The organism is Thermocrinis sp. (genome assembly GCF_036781485.1).
GTDB lineage: Bacteria > Aquificota > Aquificia > Aquificales > Aquificaceae > Thermocrinis.
The window spans coordinates 102768-116667 of sequence record NZ_DAIQAX010000002.1; the positions used below are offsets into that span (position 1 = coordinate 102768).

Consider the following 13900-nt stretch of genomic DNA (forward strand, 5'->3'; position numbering starts at 1 on the left):
TGGCTCCCTCACAGAACCCTGGCTTGCTCTGAAGGCTTTTAACAAACATCAGCTATTAGTATAAGCTCTTAGTATAACGGAGTTATAATTAGATGGGATGGGAAACCACCCTCTGAGGATTATGGACAAAGCCAAAATAAGCTTAAACCTCCAAACTTACCTCTACCGAGAATGGTTTTAGCAATTCACAAAGATCTTTAGTTGGTTTTATCCTATACCTGGGATCCGCTTGCATTAAAACTCTGTAGTTATCCGCCTTACACTCTATAAGAATTTCTGCACCACTGTTGGAAAAATGCTTACTGATTACACTGTAAAGTCTTTCCAATTCTTGAGTGGAAAGCTCTCTTTGCATAATCAAACGGATAAACCTTACCTTCTCTGAAAGGTACTCATGTATGCTAAAAACTTGTCTAAGTATTATTTTCACAGACTCACTTTCTTGGTCCTTTATTAACTCGCCTTCTAAAACAACCAGCTCGTCCTCTTTTAGTTTCTCTTTGTTTTCTTCGTATGCTTCAGACCATGCTACAGCTTCTACCACACCGGTTTTGTCTATGAGGTTAAACACTGCGTAGGTGCTACCTTTTGAGTTCTTTTTGACTTTAAGCTCGGAAACTACGCCCGCAAAGGTATATTCGCCCTCCTCCAGGTCTTCTATGTCTTCAATGTAGGTTATTTTCCCTTCCAGCAGATCTTGGTATGGGTCTAAGGGATGTTGTGAAAGATAAAAACCTATAACCTCCCTTTCGTACTTTGATTTGTCCTCTTGTTTTGTATCTCTCTTTTCAAAGAGGCCGTTGCCCGAATAGAGCCCATTCTTAGTCTCCAATTTGGAAAGAAGGGAGCTTCTAAGCTCTCTGGTAAAATCAAAAGCACCTGCCTTAATAAGCGCTTCCAGTACTTTTTTATTTATCTTTCTGCTATCCATACTACGAACAAATTCAGACAGACTTTTCCAACCACTACCTCTTTTTTCTACTATTAGCTTGGCTGTCTCCTCTCCTACCCCCTTTATTCTCGCAAGACCAAATCTTATCTTTTTTCTACCTTCTATTACAAAATCTGCTCCACTTTTATTTATGTCTGGTGGAAGTATCTGTATATCAAAGTTTACCTTGGCGTCTCTGAGAAGGTTTATAAACTTTCTGTCAGATTTCTCTGTGGAAAGTTTCACTGCAAAAAACTCTTCTGGATAGTGGGCTTTCATGTAAGCGGTCCAATAGGATAGGTATCCATATGCTACCGAGTGGGATTTGTTAAAGGAATAGCTGGCAAACTTCTCTATATCCTCCCAAAGCTTTTCCACACGATCTTTTGGATAACCATTCTGCACAGCTCCTGTTATGAACTTTTCCTTCATCTCGTTCATAACATCCTTCTTCTTTTTACCTATTGCCTTTCTGAGCGTATCTGCCTCGCCCGGAGTAAAACCTGACAAGATTTGGCTCGCCTTCATTATCTGCTCTTGATAAACCCATACACCGTAGGTTTCTTTTAGCACCTCTTCCAATTCTGGAAAGGGATAGATTATCTGCTCTTTTCCATGCTTTCTGTTTATGTAGCTATCCACCAGACCACTTTTGAGGGGTCCAGGTCTGTACAGGGCTAAAACCGCCACTATGTCGTCAAAGCTATCTGGTTGTAGTCTTTTTAGCAGGTTCTTCATGCCTGTGCTTTCTAACTGGAAAACACCGGAAGTAAGACCCTTTCTAAGAAGCTCAAACACCTTTTGATCATCCAAAGGAAGCTTTAGGAATTCTACTTCTACTCCATGCCTTTCTTTAACCAACTGTCTCATCCTTTCCAACTCTGTTAGCGTTTTAAGCCCAAGAAAGTCCATCTTGACAAGTCCCAACTCTTCAAGCTTTGACATATCAAACTGAGTAGCAAGTTGTTGGTCATCGTAGTAAAGCGGCACGAGCTCTTCTAAAGGTATAGGCGATATGACCACACCCGCAGCGTGTAAAGAGGTGTGCCTTGTGAGCCCCTCTAACCTTAGAGCTATCTCTATTAGCTTCTTTATCTCTGGATTTTCCTGCGCCATCTTTCGCAACTTCTTTGCGTTTTCTTCTATATCGTTTCTGTGTCTGCCATATTTCTCAAGAAGCTCCTCTATGGGTGTTAAGTACATCTCTTCCAGGGAGAGCCATGTGCCTTGAACGTCTCCCTGAGGTATAAGCTTTGCCAGTTTGTCCCCTTCCGAATAAGGCAATCCAAGAGCTCTTGCCGTATCCCTTATAGCTTGCTTTGCCTTCATCACGTTGTAGGTAATTATTTGAGCAGTGTTCTCTGCACCGTACTTTTCTTTCACGTACTCCAGCACTCTGTCTCTGTTTTCCATACAAAAATCCACGTCTATATCTGGCATAGAAACACGTTCTGGGTTTAGGAACCTTTCAAAGAGTAGCCCATGCTTTATTGGATCCACGTCTGTAATTCCGAGGGAAAAGGCAAGCAAAGAACCGGCAGCAGAACCTCTACCCGGACCCACTGGAATGTGCCTATGTTTAGCCCAGTTTATAAAATCCTGAACTATGATAAAGTATCCAGAAAAGCCCATTCTTTGTACAACATCTAACTCGTACTCAAGCCTATCCCAGTATTCCTTTGAATCTTTTGCGAGCCCCTGTGCAATCCTCTGCTTGAGGCCTTTTATAGCAAGCTCTCTTAAAAGCTCCTCTTCTGTATGATTTTGAGAAAACTTAGGAAGAAGATAACCCTTACTTTCAAGTAACTCAAACCTTTCATCACACTTGTGGGCTACTTCCAAAGTGTTCAGCAGTGCCTGCTCCCATCCATCAAACTTGCCTCTAAACCTCTCCCAGATTTCCTCCTTACTGGCAAAGTGTAGGTAATCGTTAATGCACTTAAACTCTTCCCTTTGGAGTTCCATAAGTGTTTTCTTCATTTGAACAGCCATGAGTACTTGATGGGCTATTCTATCTTCGGGCATAAGGTAGTGGGCGTCGCCTGTTGCCACCAACTTAACTCCAAGCTTTTTAGAGATTTGAATTAGGTGTCTGTTGGCGATTTCTTGTTCTGGAAGGGAATTGGCTTGAAGCTCCAAATACAGATCCTCTCCAAACAGATCTTTGAATTTTTTTACCCATTCTTCTGCTCTGTGTGTATCTCCTATACTTGCGTAATAAGTGGGCACACCTTTCAGACAAGCGGTTATGGCTATAAGACCCTCGTGATATTTAGACAAAAGCTCGTAGTCAATTCTCGGTTTGTAGTAAAAACCCTCTTTGAAAGCTAAAGAGGAGAGTTTATAAAGATTTTTTAGCCCTAAGTCGTTTTTTGCTATGAGTATTAGGTGGTGGTTGTATCTGTCAGTTATGTTGTCCTCAGACCCTTTGCCTTTCCTATCAAACCTTGAACCAGTGGTAAAGTATGCTTCCATACCAAGCAAAGGCTTTATACCAGCAGATCTCATGCTTTTGTAAAAGTCCAGTATGCCAAAAAGATTCCCGTGGTCCGTTATGGCAACAGCAGAATAACCAAGTTCCAAAGCCCTCTTGGTAAGGTCTTTTATCTTTATGGCTCCGTCAAGCAGGGAGTATTGAGTATGCAAATGCAGATGGACAAAATCAACCATAAAAGTTTAGCTTAATACACTTTTTAAAACAAATAACTATCGGCAAAGTGGCTATTTTAAAGCTTCTGAAAACCCCCTTTCTAATTCCGAGTAGTTTTTTCAATTTTTACAAACCCTTAAAGATAGTGAAAGTATAATATTCCATGCCATGGTAGAGTGGTTTAGAAAGGCTACGGAAAAGGATCTTTTGCTGATAAATACCATAAGGTTTTTGAGCGTTGATCAGGTGGAGAGGGCTAAATCTGGGCATCCAGGAATGCCTTTGGGTGCAAGCCATATAGCCTATTTAATCTACGATAGGTTCCTCAGGTTCAATCCCAAAAATCCAAATTGGATAAACAGGGATAGGTTTGTGCTTTCTGCGGGCCATGCAAGCGCAATGCTTTATTCTCTACTTTTCGTCATGGGATACGATCTGGATATTGAAGATCTGAAGCAGTTTAGACAGCTAAACAGCAAAACGCCAGGTCATCCAGAAAGCTTTTTAACTCCGGGAGTGGAAGCAACCACTGGACCCCTTGGACAAGGCATAGGTAATGCGGTTGGTATGGCTCTTGCGGAAAGGTTTCTTTCAGAAAAGTTCAACAAGGAAGATTTCCCTATCATAGATCACTACACGTTCACCTTGGTGAGCGATGGGGACTTGATGGAAGGAGTTTCTAGTGAAGTTGCTCAGCTGGCTGGACATTGGAAACTAAACAAGCTCGTAGTTATCTGGGACAACAACAGAGTTTCCATAGACGGGCCCACTTCCTTAGCTTGGTCGGAGGATGTTCTAAAGAGGTTTGAAGCTTTCGGCTGGTTTGTGCAGGAAGTGGAAGATGGTTACGACTTAGAAAAGTTAGAAAAGGCTATAAAGAAAGCCTTGGAACAAAAAGAAAAGCCATCCTTTATATCAGTTAGAACCCATCTGGCTTACGGCAGTCCTAAGCAGGACGATGCAAGCGCCCATGGTGCACCCTTAGGCAAAGAGCTTGTTTTACAAACAAAGAGAAACTTTGGATGGCCAGAGGATGAGTTCTTTGTGCCAGAGGAGGTGTGGCTTTATAGGTCTGAGAAGATAAAAAAAGGAGAGCTTCTGGAAAAGCAATGGCAGGAGATGTTCCAAGAGTATGTCAAAAAGTATCCACAAGAGGGGGAGCTTTTGCTAAAAGTCTTCAGCAGAGATTGGGGAGAGGATTACAAAAATGTTCTTCCAGATTTCAGGGAGCCTATGGCCACAAGACAGGCAAGCGGTAAAGTCTTAAATAGTATATCCAAGGTCATTCCCACACTTTTTGGAGGGTCTGCGGACCTTTCCGAATCCAACAATACATACCTTCATGAAGAAGGAGATTTTCCAAAGGGTAGAAATCTACACTTTGGCGTCAGAGAGCACGCCATGGGTACCATTCTAAACGGTATGGCATACCACGGAGGGGTGCTACCCTACGGTGGGACCTTTTTGGTGTTCTCTGACTACATGAGACCATCCATAAGAATGGCAGCCCTTTCTAAACTACAGGTAGTGTATGTTTTTACTCACGACTCAATCGGATTGGGAGAGGATGGCCCCACCCATCAACCGGTGGAACAGTTATCATCCCTTAGGCTCATTCCTAACCTTTTTGTTCTTAGACCGGCTGATGCCAACGAAGTTAGCGTGGCATGGCAGATAGCCATAGAAAGAAAGGAAGGACCTACAGCTATTGTTCTAACAAGACAGAAGCTCCCTCTCATAGACAGGCAAAAGTATTCTTCCCACTGGGAGTGTCTAAAAGGTGCTTATGTATTGGCAGATGGAGGAGAGGAAACTCAAGTGGTAATTTTTGCTTCTGGCTCGGAAGTGCATCCAGCTTTGAAAGCCAAGCAGATCTTAGAAGAGAAGGGCATAAAAGTTAGCGTGGTAAATGTCTTTTCCTTTGAACTTTTTGAAACTCAGCCAGAAGAGTATAAGAGAAAAGTTCTTATGCGGAATGTAAAAAAGAGGGTGGCGGTAGAGGCGGGAAGAGGCTTAGTCTGGCATAAATTCGTAGGTATGGACGGATTGATAATAAGCATGGAAGAGTTTGGTAAATCCGCACCGGGAGAAAAACTTATGGAACATTTTGGGTTTGTAGGAGAAGAAATAGCAAGGAGGATAGAAAGGTGGCTATAGATAAAGAAAAGATTGAAAGAGCCGTAAGGCTTTTCTTAGAAGCCATAGGAGAAGATCCAGATAGAGAGGGTTTAAAGGAAACACCTAATAGAGTGGCGCGCATGTGGGAAGAGTTTGACAAACAAAGAAACTTTGACTTCAAACTCTTTGAAGAGTTTGGAGATTACAACGAAATGGTTTTGGTAAGAGATATAACCGTATATAGCCTGTGCGAGCATCATCTACTGCCTTTTTTTGGAAAAGCCCATATAGCCTACATACCTCAAGGTATAGTTTGCGGACTGTCCAAGTTGGTAAGGGCTGTCAGAGCCTTTGCCTTAAGACCCCAGGTTCAAGAAAGACTAACCAATCAAATAGCTGACTTTCTCATGGAACAACTAAAACCTAAGGGCGTGGCCGTGGTCTTAGAAATGGAGCATCTGTGTATGTCTATGAGAGGGGTAATGTCTCCCGGCCATCTGACCACAACCTCTGCACTAAGAGGTGTTTTCCTATCAGATCTACGGACAAGGGAAGAATTCTTGAAACTTATACAAAAGACCAGATCATGAAGGCTAGGCTTTTTGTAGAGAAGATGTATAAGCAAGGACGCATACCTAATGCTATTCTTTTTTACGGTAAAGAAGGTATAGGCAAAAGGGAAATTGCCTCTGAACTTGCCCAAGCTATCTTGTGCTTAAAAAACCAGTATCCACCCTGTGGTAGTTGTACCTCCTGCACACTGATCAAGGACTTTTTTTCCACACCCGAGGAGAAACTGAGAGTTTTTGGAGAGTCCTCCTACGGTAAAGAGATTTTTTTGTATCTCCAAGGAGATCATCCAGACTTCATATGTATAAAGCCCGAAAAGACAGAAATAAAAGTGGATCAAATAAGAGCTTTAAAGGATTTTGTCTATATCAGACCAGCCCTTTCTAATAAAAAGGTCGTCCTCATCCAAAATGCGGAGACTATGAACCTCTATGCACAGAATGCTTTACTTAAGGTATTGGAAGAGCCTCCAGCTGATACCTTTTTCATATTAGTATGCAACAATTTACACAAGATCTTACCAACTATAAAGTCAAGGTGCTTTTTGTTAGAGATCCCCCCTCTAACGATGGACGAATTAACCAAAAGAACTGGGATAACTGACCCAACACTTTTAGAGCTTGCGGATGGAAGTCTAAAACTTTTAAATCAGATAAAGGAAAAAGAAGATCTTGTAAAAACTGCATTGAATTTCTTAAGCGGGGATATAATGACTGTATACAATATAGCTAACAAATTAGACAATCTAAGCGAAGAAGATCAAATGCTGTTTCTCAAGGTCCTTACCTTTCTAATTCACAAAAAGTATTTGAAAGAAAAAGACGATAGTTATAAACTAATATTGGATAGGCTGTATTCAACTATGGAATATTTGGGAAGAGGATTAAACCTTACATTGTTGATGTTTTATATTTACTTGGAAGGAGGTAATAACCTTGCTTTACATAAAGGCTCGCTTCAAGGATACAAGGAAGATTACGCAGGTTGACGGCGTTAATGAAGAGTTAAGTCGGGGCGATCTAATAGTAGTCAATTCGGAAAAGGGGGAGGAAATCGTAGAAGTTCTGGGTTATTCAAAAGAGAGTTCGTCCTCAAGAGTGTCCTTTGTACGAAGGGCTAACGAAGAAGATATAGCTAATGCAGAGGAGAACGAAAAAAAGGCGCAAGAAGTGCATGAATTGTGTAAGGATAAGATAAGGCAGTACAACCTCGGCATGAAGCTTCTCAAAACATACATACCACTTGATAAGTCTAAAGTCTTCTTTTACTACACTGCTGAGCAGAGGGTCGATTTTAGACCTTTGGTGAGGGACCTTGCAAAGGTTGTAAAAAAACGTATAGAAATGCGGCAGGTTGGAGTTAGGGATGCAGTTCAGATGATGGGTTGGGTTGGAAACTGTGGCAACGACACATGCTGTGCAAAATTTACAGAGAAGTTTGAATCTGTTTACGTCTATGACATACACAATCAGAACCTCCCCCTTTCTCCTTCTAAATTCACAGGTCCCTGTGGAAGACTTCTGTGCTGTCTGGCGTACGAAAGGGACAATTACTTAGTAAAGGAAATCTTACCAGAAATTGGAACACCTCTTTGTTATCAAGGTAAAGAATTCAGGCTTGCCTTTGTAGATCCTATTCAAGAGTATGCTATGTTAGAGGCTGATGACAAAAAAGTTCGTGTGCCCTTAGAGGAGATCTTGCCCTTCGGTTATAAAAAGTCCTTGGAAAATTGTAGAAAATGTCCCACGTGTTGCAGAAGAATAAACTTAGACTATGAGGCTTTTGCAGGAACTCAGGAGTGATTTAAACAGATTATACCTTTTTGAGTTGGACGATGGTTTAAGAGTGGAGTCAGTTTTTTATAGGGGGGACACACTTTGTATCTCTTCACAGGTAGGTTGCGCCATAGGTTGTCCTTTTTGTCTTTCGGGCTCAAAGGGACTTTTTAGAAACCTAAGCTACGAGGAGATATATTTACAGTATAAGCTTCTGAAGGAAAGGCTCCCAATAAAAAGGATAGCCATCGCAGGAATAGGCGAACCTCTTATGAACTATCAAAATGTAGAACAGGCTTTCTGGGCTTTTAAAAAAGATGGCGTAAAGGTTTCCTTTTATACCACTGGCTTTCCAACAGACAAGCTTTTAAACCTTCTAAACCTTCCACACAACGGCATAACAATATCCATTCACACCTTAGACGAAGAAAAAAGAAAATACCTACTACCCCACGCAGGAAGTCTTAAGACCCTTTTGGATGTCTTAAAAACTCATCTGAGAGTTCTAAGCAAACGCAAAAAGAAAAAAATAGGTTTGGCTTACTTGTTACTGAAAGGTATTAACGATTCGCAGGAGGAGCTTTTAGAATTTGCTAAGCTTGTAAAGGCTTTAGGTGTGAATGCGGTTTTGCTGTATTACAATACAACCAATGCAAACTTTGTTCAAATGTCGCCAGAAGAATACGAAAAACACTTTTTTCTACTAAAATCTCAGGATGTAAGAGTCACTCTATCCACAAGGTACAGGAAGGATAAGCTGGGCGGGTGTGGAACGCTTTTGATCAATCGGTCTTTATGAGGTCTCCGATGATCTCCTCTGAGTCTCCCTTTGTCACGCAGCCCAAGGGTAATACCTGGACCTTAACCACGCCCTTCTTGAGCATCCCCAGCTTTTCCGCAGCGGACTTTGAAAGGTCTATTATCCTTCCTCTCTTGTAAGGCCCTCTGTCATTTATCCTGACCACCACTTCCTTGCCGTTTTCAAGATTTCTAACCAGCACGTAAGAGTGCATATCAAAGCGCTTTGACGCAGCGGTATATTTATACTTGTCAAACATCTCACCACTTGATGCCTTCCTTCCGTGAAACTTACCCCCATACCAAGAAGCATATCCTTCTATTGGTAAGCATTCATTGGCCATAGTAAAAGCCACTGCCAAAAACAAACCAATTATCCACCCCATTGTGGCTAGATTATACTACCACACATTAATGGGCTTGGTCAAGGGGGCAAGGCCCCCATGGGTTCAATCAGTCTTCCAATGTGGAAATATCGCCTACTGGTAGGCCAAGCTCCTGTGCTTTTAAAACCCTCCTCATTATCTTTCCGCTTCTTGTCTTGGGAAGTTTTTCCACAAACTCTATCTCATCGGGGACTGCAATAGCACCCAAAACCTGTCTTACATGTTGCTTTATATCTTCCTTCAGCCTATCGGAAGGTTCCACACCTTTCTTAAGTATTACAAAAGCTTTTATAGATTCTCCTTTTATCTCGTGAGGCTTTCCTATAACCGCCGCCTCCGCCACTGCGCTATGGTCCACCAAAGCAGACTCCACTTCCATAGTGCCTATTCTGTGCCCTGCTACGTTCAAAACATCATCCGCCCTTCCAAGGATCATTATGTAACCTTCTTCGTCGTAAGTGGCCAAGTCCCCTGTAAAGTAAACATTTCCTGGAATAGCAGTCCAATACTTTTCATACCTTTCTGGCTCTCCCCAACAAGTTCTGAGCATGGATGGCCAGGGAGTTTTTATTATTAAATTCCCCACAGTGTTTGGAGGCAAGGGGTTTCCTGAACCGTCCACCACCGCTGGCTCTATGGTAAAGAAGGGCTTCCCAGCCTTTCCTGGCTTTGCCGGATAGGATGGGATAGTGGTTATCATGTGGGCGCCCGTTTCTGTTTGCCACCATGTATCCACTATTACGCATTTCCCCCTTCCTATGTTTTTGTAATACCACTCCCAAGCTTCCGGATTTATAGGCTCGCCCACACTACCCAGAATTCTCAGAGAAGAAAGGTCGTACTTGGCTGGCCACTCCTCTCCGTACCTCATAAACATTCTTATAGCAGTGGGTGCGGTGTAAAAGATATTTACTCTATACTTTTCTACATAACTCCACCATCTGCCCGGGTCTGGATAATCTGGCGCACCCTCCACAGTTAGAGAAGTTAGCCCATTGGCAAGGGGTCCATAAACTATGTAAGAGTGTCCTGTTATCCATCCAATATCTGCGGTGCACCAGTAGATGTCATCCTCGTGGGCGTCAAAGACTACCTTGGTAGTGTAGTATGTTCCCACCATATAACCACCGGTGGTATGAAGAACTCCCTTTGGCTTTCCTGTTGTGCCAGATGTATAAAGGATAAATAGAGGGTCCTCTGCGTCCATAACTTCGGGCTCACAAGCAGGAGATGATTCCTGTATGAGCTTATCTAAGCTCACAAGCTGTGGATTTTCTCCGTTTAACACATCTTTGTCTCTATCCCATACAACCACCTTATCCACAAAAGAAAACCCATCTATTGCCCTTAAAGCTGTTGAAAGTAAATCTATCTTCTTTCCCCTCCTCTTTGTGTACGTTGCTGTAATCACGATTTTTGCCTTTGCATCTTCTATCCTTGTTCTGAGTGCACCTTCACTAAAGCCCGCAAACACAACGCTATGAATGGCACCAATTCTAGCACATGCTAACATACAAGCAATAGCCTCTATGGTGTTTGGCATGTAAATAGAAATTCTGTCTCCCTTTCTTACACCTAAGGACTTTAAGCCGTTTGCTATTCTACTAACAAGTTCTAAGAGTTCCCCATAAGTTATCTTCTTTTCGTTGTTTTCCTCATCTAGCCATATGTAGGCTACTTTGTTCCTTCTGCCATTGTTTACGTGCCTGTCCAAACAGTTGTAAGTAATGTTTGTCTTAGCTCCTACAAACCACTGAGCGTACGGAAACTGCCAATCCAAAACCTTGTCCCATTTTTTAAACCAGTGAAGCTCTTCTGCCACCTTGGCCCAAAAGCCTTCTCTGTCCCTTATTGACTCTTGATAAAGAGTCTCGTAATCCTTGATCCAAGCCCTGTCTAAGACATCCTTGGGAGGATGGTACTTGTCTTCCACCTTTAAAAGGACCTCATCTTTTGCCTCCATGTTAGACCTCCTTTTTGTTTAAAAATTATAAAAGGATTTTTTGGAAAAATTAGCCCCTTGCTCGCAAAATTCAAAAGTATATGATTAAAATCGTATATTTTTGAAATTAAAAACCGCTTAACATGGCAAATAATTATATGAATAGTCTTATAAACTTGACTATATTCCAAAAATTGCTAAACTAAATAAATCAAAAACCTATAAAAAGGAGGTGGTAGCATGCTATCAAAGGAGCAACTGCAAAGCTATTGGCGGGAAAACCGCAACCTTATGTATCTAGTCCTTGTTATTTGGGCTTTGGTCTCCTATGGAGCAGCTCTCATAGCTGGTTGGCTTAACAAGATAGTTATTTTTGGCTTTCCATTAGGTTATTACATGGGCTCCCAGGGTTCGCTAATAGTTTTCATTCTACTTTTAGTTTTTTATGCAAAAAGTATGAATGAAATTGACAAAAAGTATGGTGTAGAGGAGGAGTGACATGACGCAGGAGGCTTTTGTAAGCAGATTAAAAAAGGTCTATTCTATTTACACCGGTGGCCTCATACTTCTTCTTATCCTATTAGGCATAGGAGAAAAACTCTTCGGATTGTCTCCAGTCTTTATAGGTTATGTTTTTCTCTTTGGAACCATTGCGGTTTATGCAGCTATAGGAATTATTTCAAGGACGGGAAAGGTTGCTGAGTATTATGTGGCAGGAAGAAGAGTTCCGGCAGTCTTCAACGGAATGGCTACTGCGGCGGACTGGATGTCTGCGGCGTCTTTTATCGGAATGGCTGGCGCTTTGGCTTTGCAAGGCTACAATGGGCTTGCCTTTATAATGGGATGGACGGGCGGATATGTTCTGTTGGGTGTTCTCATAGCACCCTATCTTAGAAAGTTCGGAGCATATACAATTCCTGACTTTTTGGATGCAAGGTATGGAGGAAAATTCCCCCGTTTTGTAGGTATAATAGCCACCCTTATTGTTTCTTTCACTTACTTGGTTGCCCAGATAACCGGTGTGGGTATCATAGCCAGCAGACTTTTGGGTATTCCTTTTGAAGTAGGTGTTTTCTTAGGTTTGGTTGGCATACTTGTTTGCTCCTTCTTGGGAGGAATGAGGGCGGTAACTTGGACCCAGGTAGCACAGTATATAGTGCTGATAATCGCTTACCTAATCCCAGTTACGGTTCTCTCTTTCAAATACACAGGAAATCCCGTATCCCAAATATCTTACGGCTTTGCCCTACAGGGAATTGAGCGAAAATTCGCTCAGCTGAAGGATGATCCAAAGGAGCAAGAAGTTAGAGAAATCCACAAGAAAAGGGCAGAGGAGCTAAAAGCCAAGATTGCCGCACTACCCCAAAGCTGGGAAGAAGGAAAGAAAGAGCTTGAAGCAAAGCTTGCATCCCTGCCACCAGATGATCCAAGCAGGGCTGAGCTTGAGCAAAAGCTAAAAGAGTATCCAAAGTCTCCCAAAGAAGCTAAGGAAAAATGGACACAGGCTATGAAGGATGCAGAAGCTGCCTCTAAGCCTCCTAAATCTTACGTTGCTCCACCTTCTGACGCAAAGGGCATGGCAAACTTCTTAGCCCTAACCCTAATGCTAATGTTGGGAACAGCGGGATTACCTCACGTCATAATGAGGTTTTACACCACACCCACCGTCAGAGAGGCAAGGACCTCTGCAGGATGGGCACTCTTCTTCATACTGCTCCTTTACATAACCGCACCCGCTTACGCAGCCTTTGGAAGGTATGAGATGTTAAACCTGGTAGGAAAAGCTTTTTCTGAGATGCCCTCGTGGGTAGAAAGGTGGGCAAAGGTGGGCCTCATCACCATAAAGGACCTAAACGGTGATGGTATTATCCAATTTGCGGAGATAAAGATACATCCCGACATGATAGTCCTTGCCACACCTGAAATTGCAGGTCTTCCCTATGTCATAGCTGGTTTTGTTGCAGCTGGTGGTCTTGCGGCAGCGCTTTCTACAGCGGACGGTCTTTTAATTACCATATCCAACGCCATATCCCACGACCTGTATTACAAGATCATTAACCCAAATCTTTCTCCTTCCACAAGGGTTAAGATAGGAAAGGCCCTACTCTTGATTGTTGCTTTACTGGGTGCTTATGTAGCTTCCTTCAGATTAGCTATAATAGTTGAACTCGTTGCTTGGGCTTTCTCTCTGGCTGCATCTTCCCTGTTCCCAGCGCTGGTGCTTGGAATATGGGACAAAAGAACTAACAAATACGGTGCCATAGCCGGTATAATCGTGGGCCTAAGCGTCACCATAGCCTACCTAATAGCCAGCAGGTTCTACGGGTTTGAGATCTTTGGTATAAAGCCCATCGCCGCTGGTATTTTTGGCATGCCCCTCAACTTCATCGTCACGTTTATAGTCTCTCGTCTAACACCTCCACCACCTAAGGAAATACAAGAGTTTGTGGATAACATCAGGTATCCAAAGGGAGCGGTCAAGGCTGGTGCGGAAGAATGACCTTAGAGCAGTTTTTGAACTACACCCTTGCCTTCTTTATGTGGCTCGTCCTTGGGCGGGCCGCCCTTGAATTTTTTACAAAAGATCTTAACAACTTCTTTTATAGGTTTTTCTACCAATTCACGGAGCCCCTATACAAACCATACAGAGTAGTCTTTCCCTGCTGTCATACAGTTCTGTTGCTCATAACCCTGCTTTTGCTTAGATTTTTGGTAGTTAAAATTCTTTAA

11 protein-coding genes are annotated in these 13900 nt (G+C 42.5%); 8 read left to right on the forward strand and 3 right to left on the reverse strand.

What is annotated here, in order from left to right; translation table 11 throughout:
* Positions 1 to 142 precede the first annotated feature (142 nt).
* Positions 143 to 3601: a DNA polymerase III subunit alpha gene (dnaE, locus tag V7P40_RS02160; protein ID WP_333784326.1), complete on the reverse strand. Its 3459-nt coding sequence runs from the start codon at positions 3599 to 3601 to the stop codon at positions 143 to 145.
* A gap of 148 nt (positions 3602 to 3749) precedes the next feature.
* Between dnaE and tkt the strand changes: the two genes are divergently transcribed.
* Genes tkt through V7P40_RS02185 form a run of 5 tightly spaced genes read left to right on the forward strand, consistent with a single transcriptional unit; the run spans position 3750 to position 8843 of the window.
* Entirely contained in the window at positions 3750 to 5738 is a 1989-nt protein-coding gene (gene tkt / locus V7P40_RS02165; protein ID WP_333784327.1) for a transketolase, read from the forward strand.
* Positions 5729 to 6289 carry a GTP cyclohydrolase I FolE gene (folE, locus tag V7P40_RS02170; protein WP_333784328.1) on the forward strand — a complete coding sequence of 187 codons (561 nt, stop codon included), beginning with the start codon at positions 5729 to 5731 and terminating at the stop codon, positions 6287 to 6289. Before tkt ends, folE begins: the two co-directional genes overlap by 10 nt.
* The gene (locus V7P40_RS02175) at positions 6286 to 7257 is read left to right on the forward strand and encodes a DNA polymerase III subunit delta' (RefSeq protein WP_333784329.1); all 972 of its coding nucleotides are present in this window, start codon (positions 6286 to 6288) and stop codon (positions 7255 to 7257) included. The genes folE and V7P40_RS02175 overlap by 4 nt, the downstream gene beginning before the upstream one ends.
* Positions 7205 to 8071 carry a regulatory iron-sulfur-containing complex subunit RicT gene (gene ricT / locus V7P40_RS02180; protein ID WP_333784330.1) on the forward strand — a complete coding sequence of 289 codons (867 nt, stop codon included), beginning with the start codon at positions 7205 to 7207 and terminating at the stop codon, positions 8069 to 8071. The genes V7P40_RS02175 and ricT overlap by 53 nt, the downstream gene beginning before the upstream one ends.
* The gene (locus V7P40_RS02185) at positions 8043 to 8843 is read left to right on the forward strand and encodes a radical SAM protein (protein ID WP_333784331.1); all 801 of its coding nucleotides are present in this window, start codon (positions 8043 to 8045) and stop codon (positions 8841 to 8843) included. The genes ricT and V7P40_RS02185 overlap by 29 nt, the downstream gene beginning before the upstream one ends.
* On the opposite strand, the gene V7P40_RS02190 is transcribed toward V7P40_RS02185, so the two are convergent.
* Together V7P40_RS02190 and acs are read right to left on the reverse strand one after the other, a co-directional pair.
* Positions 8827 to 9228: a septal ring lytic transglycosylase RlpA family protein gene (locus V7P40_RS02190; protein ID WP_333784332.1), complete on the reverse strand. Its 402-nt coding sequence runs from the start codon at positions 9226 to 9228 to the stop codon at positions 8827 to 8829. The genes V7P40_RS02185 and V7P40_RS02190 overlap by 17 nt on opposite strands.
* Before the next feature lie 67 nt (positions 9229 to 9295).
* The gene (gene acs, locus V7P40_RS02195) at positions 9296 to 11191 is read right to left on the reverse strand and encodes an acetate--CoA ligase (RefSeq protein ID WP_333784333.1); all 1896 of its coding nucleotides are present in this window, start codon (positions 11189 to 11191) and stop codon (positions 9296 to 9298) included.
* Between the two features lie 219 nt (positions 11192 to 11410).
* Between acs and V7P40_RS02200 the strand changes: the two genes are divergently transcribed.
* The 3 genes from V7P40_RS02200 to V7P40_RS02210 are packed head-to-tail and all read left to right on the forward strand — an operon-like array spanning position 11411 to position 13900.
* Entirely contained in the window at positions 11411 to 11668 is a 258-nt protein-coding gene (locus V7P40_RS02200; RefSeq protein ID WP_333784334.1) for a DUF4212 domain-containing protein, read from the forward strand.
* 1 nt (position 11669) lies between these two features.
* Entirely contained in the window at positions 11670 to 13670 is a 2001-nt protein-coding gene (locus tag V7P40_RS02205) for a VC_2705 family sodium/solute symporter (RefSeq protein WP_333784335.1), read from the forward strand.
* A complete protein-coding gene (locus tag V7P40_RS02210; RefSeq protein ID WP_333784336.1) occupies positions 13667 to 13900 on the forward strand; it encodes a YggT family protein in 234 nt (77 codons plus the stop codon). The genes V7P40_RS02205 and V7P40_RS02210 overlap by 4 nt, the downstream gene beginning before the upstream one ends.

What these genes read in the sequence shown, in the direction of transcription:
- V7P40_RS02210 (WP_333784336.1), top strand. Translation starts at nt 13,667, where the DNA reads ATGACCTTAGAGCAGTTTTTGAACTACACCCTTGCCTTCTTTATGTGG.
- V7P40_RS02185 (WP_333784331.1), top strand. Translation starts at nt 8,043, where the DNA reads ATGAGGCTTTTGCAGGAACTCAGGAGTGATTTAAACAGATTATACCTT.
- V7P40_RS02190 (WP_333784332.1), bottom strand. Translation starts at nt 9,228, where the DNA reads ATGGGGTGGATAATTGGTTTGTTTTTGGCAGTGGCTTTTACTATGGCC.
- dnaE (WP_333784326.1), bottom strand. Translation starts at nt 3,601, where the DNA reads ATGGTTGATTTTGTCCATCTGCATTTGCATACTCAATACTCCCTGCTT.
- acs (WP_333784333.1), bottom strand. Translation starts at nt 11,191, where the DNA reads ATGGAGGCAAAAGATGAGGTCCTTTTAAAGGTGGAAGACAAGTACCAT.
- V7P40_RS02200 (WP_333784334.1), top strand. Translation starts at nt 11,411, where the DNA reads ATGCTATCAAAGGAGCAACTGCAAAGCTATTGGCGGGAAAACCGCAAC.
- V7P40_RS02175 (WP_333784329.1), top strand. Translation starts at nt 6,286, where the DNA reads ATGAAGGCTAGGCTTTTTGTAGAGAAGATGTATAAGCAAGGACGCATA.
- tkt (WP_333784327.1), top strand. Translation starts at nt 3,750, where the DNA reads ATGGTAGAGTGGTTTAGAAAGGCTACGGAAAAGGATCTTTTGCTGATA.
- V7P40_RS02205 (WP_333784335.1), top strand. Translation starts at nt 11,670, where the DNA reads ATGACGCAGGAGGCTTTTGTAAGCAGATTAAAAAAGGTCTATTCTATT.